The organism is Desmonostoc muscorum LEGE 12446 (assembly GCF_015207005.2).
Classification (GTDB): Bacteria; Cyanobacteriota; Cyanobacteriia; order Cyanobacteriales; family Nostocaceae; genus Nostoc; species Nostoc muscorum.
In genome coordinates this window covers 8,713,037-8,730,151 of the sequence record NZ_JADEXS020000001.1, presented here as the reverse complement: position 1 = coordinate 8,730,151, position 17,115 = coordinate 8,713,037, and the positions used below count along the sequence as shown (strand labels likewise).

Sequence of the window (17,115 nt, the reverse complement as noted above, 5' to 3'; positions counted from 1 at the left end):
ATCGCCAGATAATGATTTATCTTAATCCTTAAGAAATAGTTTAAAAATTCCATATTGAGGTAAAAAATGGCACTAAAACTGAAAGTATCAAATATTGCTTGTGAAGGATGTGCAGAAACAATTACTGAATCAATCCATGTTATGGAACCTGACGCCAAGGTGGATGTCGATGTTAACACTAAAACCGTCACCGTGGAATCCGCAGCTTCTGAAGAATCAATCAAACAGGTAATTGTTGCTGCTGGTTATGCTGTCGAAGGTTACTAAATCCGATTTTGACTTGTTACAAAACTTGACACTTTAATATTTTAGGCTACGCTAACAAAATCTTTTTCTCTGATTTACGCTTTTTTGTGAGTGAAATTCAACTAATTTCCCACATTATAGGTACATTTTGACATCCGGTTTTTTATTTAGCTTTTTTGTGCATTGATGGTATTTCTTGCAAATAAAAAAATATGAATTAAGTAAACCAACACGGAAAAAAATAAGTATAAAAAATTTTCTGCGACTAACACATTATCAAAGTTTGGCTGAGGTCTGACTTAGATAGTGAATTTCCCGCCCTACGAGTCTGCTGTGTAATTTTAGGGTCAATCAGCACCTGCAAAAATTCCTCCTATGGGAGGCGATTTTGTAGTATGTGATTGACATTTTTCTCAGTCCACTCCTTTTTTTAATAGGTGATGAAAGCCTAGTCTCTAAGGGAAAAGACTCAGATGCTGGAAAAGTAAATTAGGTCAACTTGAAAAAATATAAAACAGACCTAACTAACCTCCCAACCTGCTTAAGGAAGCTTTCAGGGTAAATCAAAGCCTCTCTCCTTTGAGCAGTGAGGTTTAAACATAGGTATTACATCCAATTTGCTGGAGTTAGTTAGTAGTTTTCATATTTATGAAACTTCGGTTTTTACGGTGAAATTAAAAATTAATATTTTTTTCATTTTTTGATGTGTCAGCAATTTTGCTGGCAGACATTACGATGATTGAAAATTTTTTATTCTCGTAATTACCTCAGGTAAATAACACCGAATAAACTACAGCAATGCTTGATATACAAGTATAAAATATTCAGTATTTATACTGTTTTAAAAACATTCTGTAAAGAAGACATTAGTTACTATAAATAGAGGTTTCAGAAATTGTAGTAATAAATAGAAAGTCTTAAGAGGAGATTAAAGTTGAGAGTTTTTTTTAAATTCAGCGTTAAAAATTGTATAACAAGAAACATAAGTTAGCCGCAAGCATCATTAAAAAGTAAAAATCTCAAATTAAAAACAAAATTCCCTGAAATAAATTTATGGTCTGGGAAATATTGTTACTTCTTATTGATTGTGGTTTTTAAATTTTTACTTTTGCCTGATTCGGTAAATTTATTATTAGACAACAAGAGCAACAAGTTTTAGTAGTTTAATCTCCTTAAGGTTGGAATCCTGTAAAAAAAGCAATGAATATTTCCATTTTGGTCTTTGGAAATAATAACTTTCGCAACACACTTCCAGATCAGTTACGTTATGCGATCGCCTTGAATGTAGAAGTTATGGATAATGTGAATCAGGCGGTATCGCACATTCAAATGACACCCCCTGATATCATACTTGTGCAGGCTAGCCAGGATGGCAGTATGGAATTGTGCAGTTGGTTGAAAGACCAAACAAAGCTGTCGTGGATATACTGTATTCTTTTTGAAGATCGTCCCCAACAGCTGACTGAGAGAAAAAAGTATGGTTGGCACAGAGAATTAGAAATGACTGCTGCGGTATTAAAGCAAGGAGCTGATGCTTATATTTGGCATCTAATTGATGAAAAAACAGAGCATAGCTTGGAAGAATTGACCGCGAATCATGGGCTAATACTTGCCCAATTGACCGTTGGCTTGCGGAAAGCGCAAAAATACCGAGATTTGATTCGGACAAATGATTTATTATCAACGATCGCCTTAGCCGATTCATTGACAGAATTAAATAATCGCCGTGCTTTAGAATGGGATTTACCGAGGCAAATTCAAAAAGCAAGAACTCAGAAAACTTCCCTGAGTTTGATTATTCTAGATGTAGATCATTTCAAAAAAGTTAACGACACTTATGGGCATTTAGTTGGCGATCGCCTTTTGCAGGTGTTGTGTCAGCGTCTAAAACACAATCTGCGTTTTCAAGACACTGCATTTCGCTATGGAGGTGAAGAATTTGTGATTCTTCTGGCAAACACTACCGGTGAAGAAGCACTAATTGTAGCCCGTCGTCTCAATCGCATAGTCAGCGACGAACCATTTGCACTCAATAATAAACTGACAATTAATATCACCATTAGCTTGGGTACAGCCTCTTTAGAAGCTGACGATGACGAACAAGGAAAAAGTCTGCTCGATCGCGCCGATCAATGCTTACTACAGGCTAAAACTACTGGGCGTAATCGGGTTATCGACTCCAAACACTTATCTCATGTCCGACATTTGAAGGCTGTTTCTTCGTAAAAGTGGGGAGTGGGGAGTAGGGAGTAGGGAATGGGGCATAGGGCATTGAAAGTGCTGTTAGCGGTGGCGGGGCATTTAGCCCGTGCGGAGTTAGGATTTAGGAATTTTCCCCTCCGCCCCTTTGCTCCCCATCTCCCTCATCCCCACTCCCTACTCCCCACTCCCCACTCCCAACTTTTCCCGACAATCTTCTACGGAACTGCGTTGTCGCATGGCATTAACTAAAGCCTCGTAGCTAGACCAATTTTCTTGTAGTAGGGTTTTTGCTTGCAGGGCATGAAACCGCATTTTTTGTTGATAATTTGACTCAGAAAAACCTAAAATTGTCAAGACTTTTATCAACTTATTTTTATCATCAGCTCCACCCTCAGCATTATTAAAAACTAGGGTTTCCGCAGCAATACCCGCCATCCAAACAGTGGAGTAGCGGTCAAGCATTTGGGCACTGATTTTACCTAGTTCTAGTTGAGATGCTAATTGACTATCATCAAAGGTAACGCCGCCTTGCCCACCTTGCCCTTGCTTCCAGGCTTCCCAAGCACTGAGGGTGTAGCCGGTAACAGGAATACCCAACAGGTGAGCAACTAAAAAATGTCCTGCTTCGTGGTGAATAATGCGATCGCGGTGTTCACTTGAAAAACCAGCAATCCAGTCTAAAAAGATTGTACCGCCCTTGCCCTGTAAGCTAAAACTGTCAAAAGTCGCTATTCCCAAGATAGCGAAGGTAGCAAGCGCCGGTACTGCGGGCGATAAGTTGAAGAATGGCCCCAGCAGTACCGATAGCGTCATGAGAAAGATAGATATTGCAACTAAATTTAGGCTAGTCTGGCTCATTGAGAGTTTTGTGAGAATCTGCTTAATCTTTCTTCATTATCACCCGATGTCTACCACAGGCTACAGCTTCGCTCTGGGATTGGGGACTGGGTATTGGGTACTGGGGACTGGGGATTGGGGACTGGGTATTGGGTACTGGGGACTGGGGATTGGGGACTGGGTAAGTTTTCCAAAATTTGCCGATGCTTACTTAAAGCCTCAAACATTATTTTGAAGCTTCATACCCAATCCCCAGTCCCTTTTACAAATCCCTTGACGATGTAATTTTTCAGATAGGGATTTGACTATAAGTGAAGAATTTTTACAAAAGTAGATACTCTGCATAAAAACAATCAATAATCCTGATTCCTGATTAGCAGTTTAAAACTATAGATTTTGCAGTTTGCGGACAGGTCTTAATGAATACTGTTAATGATGTAAGAATTCATAGCTCATAATTCCAGAAACTTTGATATACAAACTTAATAATTCCAACCAAATTATTAAGTTATATTTCCCACTCATTCTGACTCCTGAATTCTGAATTCTGAGTTCTGAATTCTGAATTCTTACAATTTTATTAATTTTCAGTGTTACCTCAAAGTTGTATCGGATGATTTACCACATAATTGTCCTTTAAAAAGGATCGCGTGAGTACTTTTAAAGGTCAATAGCAGTTTATCAAACTCAATAACAAGCTTGCTGAGTAAGTTAACTAGACTTTAGCTAGTTAACTTACTTGCTATTCTTCTTACTTTCAACTGGGATAAACATTTATGAAACCATACCTTCCTCAAAATGATCCTAACCCGACACAACGCAAATCTTCGTTAGAGCGGAAACAAGGAGAGTATGAATTTGATCACGACTTTTTACCGCCGATCGCAATGCTCAAAGATGTACCTGCTGTCGAAAATTTTTCTACCAGGTATATTGCTGAACGTACAGTAGAGACAGCAGAGCTTCCTATCAATATGTTGGCTGTTAAAACCCGTGCTTTATGGGACCCTTTAGATGAATTGCAAGACTATGAAGACTATTTTCCAGTCTTGCCTAAACCTAATGTCATCAAAACATACCAAACTGATGACTCTTTTTGTGAACAACGGCTGTGTGGCGCGAATCCTGTGGCTTTACAGCAAATTAAAGAGATGCCGTTGGGGTTTGAGTTTACCATCGAAGAACTGCAAGAAAAATTTGGCGAATCTATCAATTTGGTAGAAAAACTTGCGAATGGGAATTTATATATAACTGATTACAGACCGCTTTCATTTGTTAAAGGTGGTACTTACGAAAGAGGTAAAAAGTATTTACCAACACCCCTAGCTTTTTTCTGTTGGCGTAGTTCTGGTTTTAGCGATCGCGGTCAACTCGTACCTATTGCCATTCAACTCAATCCCGCAGTTGGCAGACAAAGCCAATTAATCACACCTTTTGACGATCCTTTAACTTGGTTTCATGCCAAACTTTGTGTTCAAATTGCTGATGCTAACCATCATGAAATGAGTAGTCATCTTTGTCGAACTCACTTTGTCATGGAACCTTTCGCCATTGTCACAGCCCGTCAATTAGCTGATAATCATCCCCTCAATTTATTACTAAAACCCCACTTCCGTTTCATGTTGGCGAATAACGACTTGGCTCGCAAGCGCCTAATTAATAGAGGTGGATCTGTTGACGAATTGCTAGCTGGAACTCTGCAAGAATCATTACAAATTGTGATCAACGCCTATAAAGAATGGAGCTTAGATCAATTTGCTTTACCCACTGAAATCAAAAATCGTGGTATGGGCGATCCTGACAACTTACCTCACTATCCCTATCGAGACGATGGGATGCTATTGTGGAATGCCATTAAAAAGTTTGTGTCTGAATACTTGAATTTATACTACAAAACTCCCCAAGATTTGACAGCAGACTTAGAATTGCAAGCTTGGGCGCAGGAATTAGTTTCCCAATCAGGCGGACGAGTTAAAGGTGTTCCTTCGCGGATTGAAAAATTAGAACAATTAGTTGACATTGCTACTGCGGTAATTTTCACCTGTGGGCCACAACACGCTGCTGTTAACTACCCACAATATGAATATATGACCTTCATGCCGAATATGCCCCTTGCTGCTTATAAACAAATGACAGCAGAAGGCACTATTCCTGACCGCAAAAGCCTATTATCATTTCTGCCACCGTCGAAGCAAACTGCTGACCAATTGTCAATTTTATTCATCCTGTCAGCTTACCGTTACGACAGATTAGGCTACTATGACGATAAGTTCACAGACCCAGAAGCTCAGGATATTTTAGTTACATTTCAGCAGGATTTGAACGAGGTAGAGCGGGAAATTGAGTTGAACAATAAGAGTCGTTTAATAAAGTATAACTACCTCAAACCAAGGCTTGTTACCAATAGTATCAGCGTCTAATTTCATCCGATTTGAGTTTCTTCAACATCTGCAAAAATAGCCACACAAAGGGTTTGAGATTTTTTGCAGATGTTTTTGTTTGGTAATTTTTATCTGTTTTGTTTACATACAATAATTTCCAACCCATTCTGTATCTGCTCAGAGGTTGTTTTAAAACTCGCAGAAGATATAACTAAGTAGGCGTAAATAATTGTTGTTGGGATAAGGCAGCGAGCAGGGGGCAGAAGGCAGGGGGAAAAAGGGTTTGAGCCTTGTTTAGTTTTTTTCACATAGTTTGGTTTTATTGTACCCTGTTTCCTATTCCTTATTAAGAGTTTCCTACCCCGAAGGAGTTTGTTGACTATCTAGTTAATATGCTGTAAATTAATGTCTGGTTACACAGTGAATTAATATAGCAGTCCTCAATCATTAGTGAGAACTTATAACCCCAATTTTAAAAAAAAATCGGGGATATAGCACGTGGGAATTTTTGCAAATCAGATCCGATTGCTATAGTAAAAATTTAATACTCAGAAGTTGAATTCATAAATCATCTATTAAGTCAACTTTTTGTAATTAATCAAATAATTATGGAAATAGTAAACAATATTTTATATCCATTTAAAGTACCATTTTTGGCATCCTCTCAAATTTATTGGTTATATGTGCTTTCAACTATTTTACTGGCGACAATACTATATATACTTGGTTTACCCAATCGGGACAAAGAGAAAAATTTTCTAGAATACCTTTTACCTCAAGAAGTTTATCTACATCCTTCATCTATTACTCAATACAAATACTTTTTTTTCATTTCATTGTTCGAGATATTTTTCGTAGTGCCAATAACACTATTTTTAGTAAAAGTTACCGATATAACTTGCCAAAGTTTGATACAAATTACAGGCATTACCACACCTTTTGCCGTCACAAGTCCGCAATTATGGCAGCAGATCGTATTCAGCATTTTTTTAGCATTATTAGGTGACTTTGCTAATTTTTTCTACCATTATCTGGCTCATAAAATTCCTATTTTGTGGGAATTCCATAAAGTACATCATTCAGCCGAAGTCATCACACCATTGACGGTATATCGCATTCATCCATTTGAGATGTTTTTAGGCACAATAACGATTGTTACAGTCACTAATTTCGGAGCAGGCATTTGGATTTACTTGTTTGGAAACGGGATGAAAGAGCTATTAATTTATGGAGTCAGCTTTGAGATTTTTATCTTTTATTTAGCAGGATATAACTTGCGTCATTCTCATATCTGGTTAGCTTATTCTCAGTGGATCAGCCATATTTTCATCAGTCCAGCACAACACCAAATTCATCATAGTGTAGACCCCAAACATTATGATAAAAACTTTGGTTATATTTTCGCATTTTGGGACTTGATGTTTGGCTGTTTATACGTGCCAAGCAACTATGAAAAACTGAGCTTTGGTTTATCAGATGGAGAATCAAATTTGTTTAATAGTGTCACTAATATATTTTTACAGCCTTTGAGAGCAATTAGACAGAGAATCAGCAAAAATTCAGTCTGATTTAAATGCATGGATTCCACCTATTAGTGGGATTTTGTAAAAAAGTAGTGCAAAACACAGCTAAAATGCACTTATGAAATTCAGATATAACAACAACAACGGAAATGAAATATTGTCAAAACAAGTGTATTCATCACGTGTTTGCAGAGCAGGTAGAAAAAACACCTGATGCAGTAGCAGTCGTATTTGAAAACCAGCAATTCACCTACAGGGAATTGAATGCAAAAGCTAATCAACTGGCACATTACTTGCAAGCGATGGGGGTCGGCTCAGAGGTATTGGTGGGTCTATGCGTAGAGCGCTCTATTGAAGTAATTATCGGAATTCTCGGTATCCTCAAAGCGGGTGGAGCTTACGTTCCTTTAGACCCTGCTTATCCCCAAGAACGTCTGGCATTTATGTTAGAAGATACTAACTTAAAAGTGGTTTTAACTAAGACAGAGTGGATAGAGATACTACCTGTTGTTACCGCTTCAGTGATTCTTCTTGATGCAGACTGGCAGAAAATTGAGCAACAAAGCCAAGAGAATCCAGTGTGTAATGTAACGCCGGAAAATCTCGCTTACTTAATATATACTTCTGGCTCTACTGGCAAGCCAAAAGGAGTGCAAATGCCCCACGTCAGTGTTGGATATTATTTGCAAGCGATCGCTAAAATATTACCTGTTAATAGCAATGATATTTATCTCCACACAGCATCTTTCTCTTTTACCGCCTCAGTCAGACAATTATTCTTACCTTTATCCCAAGGTGCTACAAGTATCATTGCCACCCGCGAACAAACTAGAACTCCCCTGAGCCTATTTGAATTAATCCAAACACAGGGTGTCACTATCTCTGATGGTGTACCTTCTGTGTGGCGTTATGGACTGATGGCTTTAGAAAGTTTAGATGTAAAATATACTGAAGCGCTGAGCGAATCAAAATTAAGATTAATAGTATTTGGTGGCGAATTACTACCCTATCAATTAATTAAAAAGTTACGTAACTTCTTTAAAATACCACCTCAATTTGTTAATATTTTAGGTCAAACAGAAACTATTGGACATGGTTTTTATGTCATTCCAGAGGATTGCAAGCAGGAAGAGGGATATGTCCCAGTCGGTCATCCTTTAGAAAACATTCAGCAAGTTTATTTACTCAATTCGCATCTTGAACCAGTTAAAATTGGTGAGTCTGGTGAAGTATATGTTGCAGGTTCTACCTTAGCTCGTGACTATCTAAACCGAACTCAAGCCAATGCAGAAAAATTTATCTCTAATCCCTTTAATCCACAACAGCGACTTTTCAAAACTGGTGATGTAGCTCGCTACTCAAGCAATGGTACTCTAGAAATTCTTGGTCGGATCGACTTTCAGGTAAATATTCGGGGGATGCGAGTTGAACTGGAAGAAATCGAATCAGTATTGAAACTTCATCCCAGTGTCCGAGAAGGTATAATCACCGCAAGAGAAGATATACCAGGAGACCTGCGTCTAGTAGCCTATATTGTAGCTAACAATCAAGCCTTTGATTGGGGAGAAATCCGCAGCTTTCTAGAGCAGAAACTACCAGATTATATGGTTCCTAATGCCTTCGTGCTGATGGAGAAACTGCCAGTATTACCCAACGGCAAATTAGACCGCCACAGCTTACCTGCACCAAATATATCTGCTGATATTCGTAACTTTGTTGCACCTCGTACCCCTATAGAACAACTTATAGCAACTATTTGGGCGGAAGTTTTAGGATTACAAAAAGTAGGCATTTATGATAATTTTTTGGAATTGGGGGGACATTCGCTGCTCGCCAGTTTAGTTATATCTAGATTACGTGAAACCTTATCTGTGGAATTATCTGTGGGTGCGCTATTTGAATCACCTACCGTAGCCAGTTTAAGCGAACAAATTGCAACTTCCCACCATCAAAAGCAGCAAACTAATCCCCTACCAGCATTACAGCCAGTTTCCCGTTCTCTGGAATTACCCTTATCTTTGACTCAGCAGCGATTTTGGTTTATAGACCAAATGGAAGGAGCAAATGCTGCCTACAATATTGCTAGGGCATTGCGGCTAGTAGGTAGGCTGAATTTAACAACACTCCAACAAGCAATAAAGGAAATTATTCAACGCCATGAAACCCTGCGTCCTTCCTTTGGCATGGTAGATGGTAAACCAGTGCAATTTATTGCTGCAACTGTAGCATTTACTTTACCCTTAGTAGACTTACAAGAATTACCAGAAGTTGAACGACTGTCCGAATTACAAAGATTAATTACCGCAGAATATACACAACCTTTTGATTTAAGCACAGCACCTTTATTAAGAGTCAGCCTCATTCGCCTAGAGTCAGAATCCCATGTGCTACTGGTAACGATGCATCACATCATCTCTGATGCTTGGTCAGTGGGAATTTTCCTTCAAGAGTTGTCCATTCTGTATGCAGGTTCTCCTTTACCAGAACTGCCTATCCAGTATGCAGATTATACTTATTGGCAACGTCAGTGGCTGCAAAACGATGTTATCGCCACTCAGCTAAACTACTGGAAACAACAGTTAGCAGATGCTCCACCCTTAATAGAATTACCAACAGACCGATCGCACTCTGCTATCCAGACATTTCGTAGCAGCATCGAGAGGTTTAAGTTGGGTGATGATCTGACTAGCAAACTGAAAACCCTAAGTCAGAAGTCAGGTGCTTCCCTATTTATGACTCTCCAAGCGGCTTTTGTGACGTTGCTTTCTCGCTACACTGGTCAGGAAGATATTGTTATCGGCTCTCCCATTACTAACCGCAACCATCCAGCCCTTGAGCCATTAATTGGTTTTTTTGTCAACACTCTGGTTTTACGCACCCGCTTAAAAAACAACCCTACATTTCGAGAACTTCTAACCCAGGTACGACAGGTTGCTCTTGATGCTTACGCTCACCAAGATGTACCTTTTAATCGACTGGTTGAATTTCTCCAACCACAACGTCACCTCAGCCACAGCCCTCTGTTCCAGGTGATGTTTGTATTGCAAAATTCCCCAGTGGAAAAACTGGAATTGCCAGGTTTGAGTGTAACGCAGATCGAATTAGACAGACCGACCGCAGGCGCGACTTTTGATTTAACCCTGTCGATGCAAGAAATAGACTCAGAACTCAGGGGGGCATTTGAATATAATGCCAACTTGTTTGATGCTGACACCATTGCACGGATGGTAGGACATTTTCAAACTTTGGTAGAAGGTATTGTTACCAATCCAGAACAACAAATTGCTAATTTACCACTGCTGACAGCAGCTGAACAGCATCAGCTACTTGGGGAATGGAATAATACACAAACTAATTACCCACAAGATAAGTGTACTCATGAATTAGTAACAATACAAGCAGAAAAAACACCTGATGCGGTAGCAGTGGTATTTGAGAATCAGCAATTATCCTACCGACAATTAAATGTCCAAGCTAACCAACTAGCCCATTATTTGAAGTCTTGTGGTGTAGAGAAAGAAACTTTAGTGGGTGTTTTTTTGGAACGTTCTTTTGAAATGGCAGTGGGATTTTTGGGCATTTTGAAAGCTGGTGGTGCTTATGTTCCCCTAGATCCTAATTATCCCCCAGAACGCCTCAATTATATGGTGGCAGATTCGCAAATGTCGGTTATCTTGACTCATTCTTCATTACTGCCACATTTATCAGCAACGCTAGAGCAAGCACAAACCAAAATCATCTGTTGGGATAAAGATATAGAAACTATTGCAAGTCAGAGTTTAGATAATCCTATTAATAGTGTACAACCTGCAAATTTAGCTTACGTCATCTATACTTCTGGTTCTACAGGGCAACCCAAAGCTGTACTAATTCAACATTCAGCACTGTTAAACTTACTGTTTTGGCACTTAAACAATTTTGAAGTTAAATTATCAGATCGAGGAACACAGTTAGCAGGAACAGCGTTTGATGCTGCTGTGTGGGAATTATGGCCTTATTTAGTAGTCGGGGCAAGTATATATTTAATTAAATCAGAGTTTCTGCTTTCACCAAAAACCCTCCAAGAGCAGTTGATATCACAAAATATTACTATTAGTTTTATTCCTACACCCTTAGCAGAAAAATTATGTCTTTTAGCATGGCCAGAAAATACAGCTTTACGGACTATATTAACTGGTGGAGATAAACTTAATTATTATTCATCAGAGACATTACCATTTAAGTTTTTTAATAACTACGGTCCCACAGAAAATACTGTAGTTACAACTTCTGTGCAAATTTTACCTGGAAAATTAGCAAGTAAACTTCCGCCTATTGGTCGTCCCATTGCTAACACCCAAGTGTATATTCTCGATCGCTATTTACAACCTGTTCCTATTGGTGTACCTGGAGAATTACATATTGGTGGTGTAGGTTTAGCTAGAGGTTATCTCAACCGTCCAGAATTAACAGCCGAAAAATTTATTTCTCATCCTTTCCAAGCCAACTATAAATTGTATAAGACAGGTGATTTAGCTCGTTATTTACCAGATGGAAATGTTGAATTTCTGGGACGCATTGATAACCAAGTTAAAATTCGCGGTTTTCGCATTGAACCAGGAGAAATTGAAACGATCCTGAGTCAACATCCCCAAGTTCAGCAAGCAGTGGTGACTGTACGGGAAGACGAACCAGGGAATAAATATTTAACAGCTTATGTTGTTGGCGAAACAGAAACATTGACTAGTAGCGAATTGCGTCAGTTTCTCAAACAACAGCTGCCTGAATATATGATACCAGCTGCTTTTGTGATGCTCAAAACCTTACCCCTGACTCCTAATGGTAAAGTCGATCGCCGGGTTTTGCCAAAGCCAGAGACAACAAATTCAGAACTAGAAGCCGCTTTTGTCGCACCTCGTACTTGGCAAGAAGAAAAATTAGCCGAAATCTGGTGTACAGTATTACATCGGGAAAAAGTAGGCATCTACGATAACTTCTTTGAATTGGGGGGACACTCTCTCCTGATAACATCTGTAATATCTCGCATTCGAGAAAGTTTGGCGATCGCACTTCCTCTGCACTCTCTATTTGAAGCACCTACTATAGCTGCACTTAGTCAGGTGATAACTGCTCGTCAGGTTGAGTTACAGGAGCAGAGTGCAAGTACTGTGACATTTGATACCTTACAACCTCTTGTCCCTCAAGTCCGAGACACATACATACCACTGTCTTTTGCACAAGAGTATATATGGTCTGTACAACAATTAGCTCCTGAAAGTTTCGCCCACAACAGCTTTTTTGTTTTACGTTTTACTGGTTTGCTTTCTGCAAGTGTGTTGGAATCTAGCTTCAACGAGATTATTCGCCGTCATGAAATATTACGGACGGCCTTTGCTGTGGTAGAAGGTCAACCCGTACAAATCATTACCCCATTCCTGACTATACCGTTGAAGATTATAGACCTACAAAACCTACCTAAGACAGAGCGAACATCTAAAGCGCAAATACTTGCTGCTCTGGAATATCAGCACCATTTTGATCTAGCTTCTTGTCCTCTAATCAAGACAACCTTGCTGCGATTAGCTCAACAGGAGCATTGGTTGATCATAAATATGCACCATATTATTACAGATGGGTGGTCATTTGGCCTGTTGTTGGAGGAGTTACGAATACTCTATGAAGCTTTTGCCAATGGTTTACCTTCACCCTTACCCCAATTATCTGTTCAGTACGCAGATTTTACCCTTTGGCAACGGAAATACTTTAATGAAAAGGTAATAGAACAGCAACTTGCTTATTGGCTACAAAAACTGACTAATACTTCACTGGCATCTGATGTGGTGTCTAGCAATCAGCCACAGGTGAGTAACAGCACAAGCGCATCTATTTATTCTGTAGTTCTGCCAGCCAGTCTTGTGGCATCAATGGAAACCCTCAGCCGTTCTCAAAGAGTCACCATCTTTGTCATCATTCTGACTGCTCTGAAGATACTTTTGTTTAATTACAGTGGTAAAAACGAAATTTTAGTAATGGCAACAGTTGGTAATCGTAGTACAGTAGAAACCGAAAAAATGCTCGGTTGCTTTATCAACGACGTAATTTTGCGATCTGCGCTCCGCAGCAACGCTTCGTTATCGTATCTTTCATCTGAGGAAACGGGACTTACTCTTTTAGAGCAGGTGAAAGAAACCCTTACGGAAGCAATCAACAATAAAGAAATTTCTGTTCAAACAGTCATTGACGCTATTACAAGCAAACAACCACTTAACCTCTCAGCATCTCTGACCATGCTACCTGTACAAAATTACGATGACTGGATGTTAGATGTAGACTTTGTAACAATTAAGCGCGATCGCAGCCTATGGTATGCGGAAATTCCTCTAGAACTTTATGTTTCTTCACCTTCTGTAAATAATCCAACCATTGAAATTAAAGTCTTGTACAGCACAGAGCTATTTACAAATGAAACCATTGAGTATCTGTTTAGCAATTACCAAAAAATTCTAGAGAAGCTTGTCCAACATCCAAGCAGCCAGGTTTCTGAATTTGTATAAGTTGAGGGCGAACCTTTCTTTTATCATCCGGTATTTATGACTCAAAGCATGAGTGTTTTTATCTTGATCTGGATTGGTCAGGTGCTATCTCTGGTTGGCTCTCGCATGACCAGTTTTGCTCTGAGTATTTGGATTTATCAGCATACTAACTCAAACACCCAGTTCACTCTCCTGATTCTATCAACGACCTTACCTGCGATTATTATCTCCCCCATTGCTGGAGTGTTTGTAGATCGCTGGAGTCGTCGCTGGATCATGATTATTAGTGACTTCTGCGCTGGTCTGTGTACCTTAACCATTGCCTGGTTATTTATGAATGGCAACCTAGAAATCTGGAGTCTGTGCTTAATTAGTGCTATTAGCTCCGGCTTCAGTGCCTTTCAGTCCCTCGCCTATTCTTCAGCCACAACATTACTAGTGCCTAAAGAACAACTTGGTCGTGCTAGTTCGATGACGCAGATTAGGTTGGCGATTGCGGAAATCCTCTCACCAGTGCTGGCAACTGCACTGCTGGTAAGTGTCCAAATTCCGGGAGTTATTATCATTGATCTGACAACTTTGTGCTTTGCCCTGATCTGTTTGTTACTGGTTAATTTTCCTGAAGTTCAGATCGCAAAACCAAAAACCGATCGAGAAGAAGTTGGTTTTCTCTCTTCATTGCTGCAAGAAGTGACTTTTGGATGGAATTATTTAATTGAGCGACCTGGACTGATTGGGTTAGTCATATTTATTGGTATCAGTAACTTCCTTATCGGTTTCGATGAAGCTCTAACTACACCTCTGGTACTTTCCTTCACTTCCATTCAAAATCTGGGGACAATCTCTTCTATTGCTAGCTCTGGGATGTTAGTCGGTAGTTTGGTTATGAGCTTTTGGGGGGGACTAGAGCGCCAGATAAATATAATATTTATCTCAATGTTTTTTTTGGGTTTATTCTATGTGTTGGCTGGCTTGTGTCCTTTCCCGATTCTGTTCACTATCTCTAATTTCTTTATATTTTTCATAGTTCCAATCGTGAATGCTGGAATTCAAGTAATTTACCAAAAGAAAGTTGCTCCAGAGGTACAGGGAAGGGTCTTTGCATTCCGTAGTGCGCTTACTCAGGGTTTTCTGCCGCTTTCTTATCTGATAGCAGGGCCACTAGCCGACCAAGTTTTTGAACCGTTGATGGCTGCTGATGGGTTGGGAGCAGCTAGCATTGGGCAAATTATTGGTGTTGGGCATGGTCGCGGTATTGGTTTGATGTTTGTCATTATGGGTATATTTAGCATCTTTGTCACCTTCATTGCCTACTTTTATCCCCGTCTGCGTCTGCTGGAAGATGAGTTACCGGATACAAGTCCTTTCTCAGATCAACTTGACTTTTCACAAGATATGGATGAATGTCTAAGCCAGAAAGTTACTCTGGAGAAACTTTGATTTTTGAATTTATTTGCGTGGTGCGCGTACTCCTGCGGAGAACCAAGCTACGCTAAGCGTCTCGCAGAGAAGCACAGCGCAAGCGCGATAGGCAAGGAGAATTTATGCTAGAAATCTACTCAAATACTACTGTCCGATTACCATAGACTAATACACGATTTTGTAAGTGCGATCGCACTGCTCTTGCTAATACAACTCGCTCTAAATCTTTGCCTTTTCTCACCAAATCTTCCACTTCATCACGGTGACTAACTCGCACTACATCCTGTTCAATAATTGGCCCTGCATCTAAATCAGCAGTGGCATAATGAGCAGTTGCACCAATAATTTTCACACCACGTTCAAAAGCTCGATGATAAGGGTTTGCTCCTACAAATGCTGGTAAAAATGAGTGATGAATATTGATAATTTGCGGAAAATGATTAATAAAATTTGCACTAACAATCTGCATATATTTGGCCAATACAACTAAATCAATTTTGTACTGTCGCAGTAATTCAAGTTGTTTGACTTCTTGTTCTAGTTTGTTTTCTTTAGTAATGGGAATGTGTTGATAGTCAATACCAAATTGCTCTGCTACGACCTTTAAACTAGAATGGTTGCTGATAATTAAAGGAATCTCAGCGATAAATTCTTTAGCACGTTGTCGCCAAATCAAGTCAAATAAACAATGGTCTTGGCGACTTACCCAAATAGCAATACGGGGTACAGTATCAGAAAAATGTAGTTCCCATTTAGCGCCTAAAGGTTGAGCTATAGCATTAAAAGCCGGTGCAATAAACTCTCGCGGTAAATTGAAGCCATCTAACTGCCATTCAATGCGCGTGAGGAATAACCCGGCAGCAAAATCTGTATGCTGGTCTGCATGGATAATATTACCACCATTAGAATAGATAAAATTGGCAAATTTCGCCACTAGTCCCCGTTGATCCGGGCAGGAAATTAGCAAAGTTGCTGTCGGATTTGTCATACTATTTTAGATTTTAGATTTTAGATTTTAGATTGAAAATAGCATTCTGAATGTGGGTTTAGTGAATTCATCTGTGGTAATCATTTTTCAAATTGGTATAATACCCTTTATTTGTGAAGCTGCATATAATTCACCCCCCGGCTATCGGCGTCCCCCCAAAGCATCGGGGGGACTACAGGGGGGTATTATTATGTGCATTTTCATACAGAATTGGTATAACTTAGAAAAAGTAGTGAGATTTAAAGTAGGGGCGTACAGATGTATGCCCCTATTGAGGGTTATATTAACAGATATGAGAACTTCTATGATTGCCTATTTGGCATTTGTCGGAGTTGGTAGAGGTAGATTGCTTGGCAAAGGTGTTGATTTAACATTATCTACGGGTTGTTTCCACTCTGATAATTCCCGATTTACAGCATTTTGAAAATCTGTAGATACCAATAGCACATTGACATTACCATTGGGTTTTGTAGGTGGGTCAGCTTGAGCATATAATAAACGCCCGTTAAAGTTAGATTTACCTAAAATTAACTGATGGCTTTGCTGATTTTTCAGTGTAATATTAATAGTTGCTTGTGGTTGATCTAAACCGAATTGTCCAAGCTCATTTGCTGGAGTTGGCAAAGTGCGATTACTCTTACTCTTGACTAACAAATCCATCAAATAAGAAACAATAGCGTCATTTGCTGGTTCGGATATTGGAGATTTAATTAACCACTTGGAGTTACTAGATTGATTGCTGCGTTCCAGATTCAGGGTAAGTTTTTTTGTCTTTACTGTTAAAGTCTGCACATCATCTTCGGCAAAAGAGAAAATTTGCTGCTTTTCCTCTTTGATTTCTTCTCGCCGAGTAGCACCCTTAATTTCATAGAAATAAACAAAACTGCCTAAACCCAGTGCTAGCAGTATCAAAAGTAAAGTTGTTCGTGGCAATTTCATTTTTTTGTCATTTGTTATTTATTGGGAGTAGGGAATAGGGAGTAGGAAGTAGGGAAGCTTGAATT

10 protein-coding genes are annotated in these 17,115 nt (G+C 39.3%); 7 read left to right on the top strand and 3 right to left on the bottom strand.

All coding sequences use genetic code 11. The features are described 5' to 3' along the window. The first annotated feature begins 66 nt into the window (after positions 1 to 66). Together IQ276_RS35740 and IQ276_RS35735 are read left to right on the top strand one after the other, a co-directional pair. Positions 67 to 267 carry a heavy-metal-associated domain-containing protein gene (locus IQ276_RS35740; protein WP_190879010.1) on the top strand — a complete coding sequence of 67 codons (201 nt, stop codon included), beginning with the start codon at positions 67 to 69 and terminating at the stop codon, positions 265 to 267. Between the two features lie 1,179 nt (positions 268 to 1,446). Further along, positions 1,447 to 2,472: a GGDEF domain-containing protein gene (locus tag IQ276_RS35735; protein WP_235116281.1), complete on the top strand. Its 1,026-nt coding sequence runs from the start codon at positions 1,447 to 1,449 to the stop codon at positions 2,470 to 2,472. A 150-nt stretch (positions 2,473 to 2,622) separates the two neighbouring features. On the opposite strand, the gene IQ276_RS35730 is transcribed toward IQ276_RS35735, so the two are convergent. After that, the gene (locus tag IQ276_RS35730) at positions 2,623 to 3,306 is read right to left on the bottom strand and encodes an ATP-dependent Zn protease (protein WP_235116280.1); all 684 of its coding nucleotides are present in this window, start codon (positions 3,304 to 3,306) and stop codon (positions 2,623 to 2,625) included. A gap of 46 nt (positions 3,307 to 3,352) precedes the next feature. On the opposite strand from IQ276_RS35730, the gene IQ276_RS35725 reads away from it, so the two are divergent. The 5 genes from IQ276_RS35725 (at position 3,353) to IQ276_RS35705 (ending at position 15,141) form a co-directional block, all read left to right on the top strand. Then, positions 3,353 to 3,520 carry a hypothetical protein gene (locus IQ276_RS35725; protein ID WP_235116279.1) on the top strand — a complete coding sequence of 56 codons (168 nt, stop codon included), beginning with the start codon at positions 3,353 to 3,355 and terminating at the stop codon, positions 3,518 to 3,520. A 541-nt stretch (positions 3,521 to 4,061) separates the two neighbouring features. Continuing rightward, the gene (locus IQ276_RS35720) at positions 4,062 to 5,705 is read left to right on the top strand and encodes a lipoxygenase family protein (protein WP_193917078.1); all 1,644 of its coding nucleotides are present in this window, start codon (positions 4,062 to 4,064) and stop codon (positions 5,703 to 5,705) included. 569 nt (positions 5,706 to 6,274) lie between these two features. Next, entirely contained in the window at positions 6,275 to 7,234 is a 960-nt protein-coding gene (locus IQ276_RS35715) for a sterol desaturase family protein (protein ID WP_228043064.1), read from the top strand. 104 nt (positions 7,235 to 7,338) lie between these two features. Next, the gene (locus tag IQ276_RS35710) at positions 7,339 to 13,722 is read left to right on the top strand and encodes a non-ribosomal peptide synthetase (protein WP_193917076.1); all 6,384 of its coding nucleotides are present in this window, start codon (positions 7,339 to 7,341) and stop codon (positions 13,720 to 13,722) included. 36 nt (positions 13,723 to 13,758) lie between these two features. Beyond that, entirely contained in the window at positions 13,759 to 15,141 is a 1,383-nt protein-coding gene (locus tag IQ276_RS35705) for an MFS transporter (protein WP_228043063.1), read from the top strand. 115 nt (positions 15,142 to 15,256) lie between these two features. Here IQ276_RS35705 and purU read toward each other — a convergent pair whose 3' ends face one another. Together purU and IQ276_RS35695 are read right to left on the bottom strand one after the other, a co-directional pair. Further along, positions 15,257 to 16,111, bottom strand: coding sequence for a formyltetrahydrofolate deformylase (purU, locus tag IQ276_RS35700; protein ID WP_193917074.1), 855 nt, complete (start codon positions 16,109 to 16,111; stop codon positions 15,257 to 15,259). A gap of 312 nt (positions 16,112 to 16,423) precedes the next feature. Next, positions 16,424 to 17,050, bottom strand: coding sequence for a DUF4340 domain-containing protein (locus IQ276_RS35695; RefSeq protein WP_193917072.1), 627 nt, complete (start codon positions 17,048 to 17,050; stop codon positions 16,424 to 16,426). Positions 17,051 to 17,115: the final 65 nt, after the last annotated feature.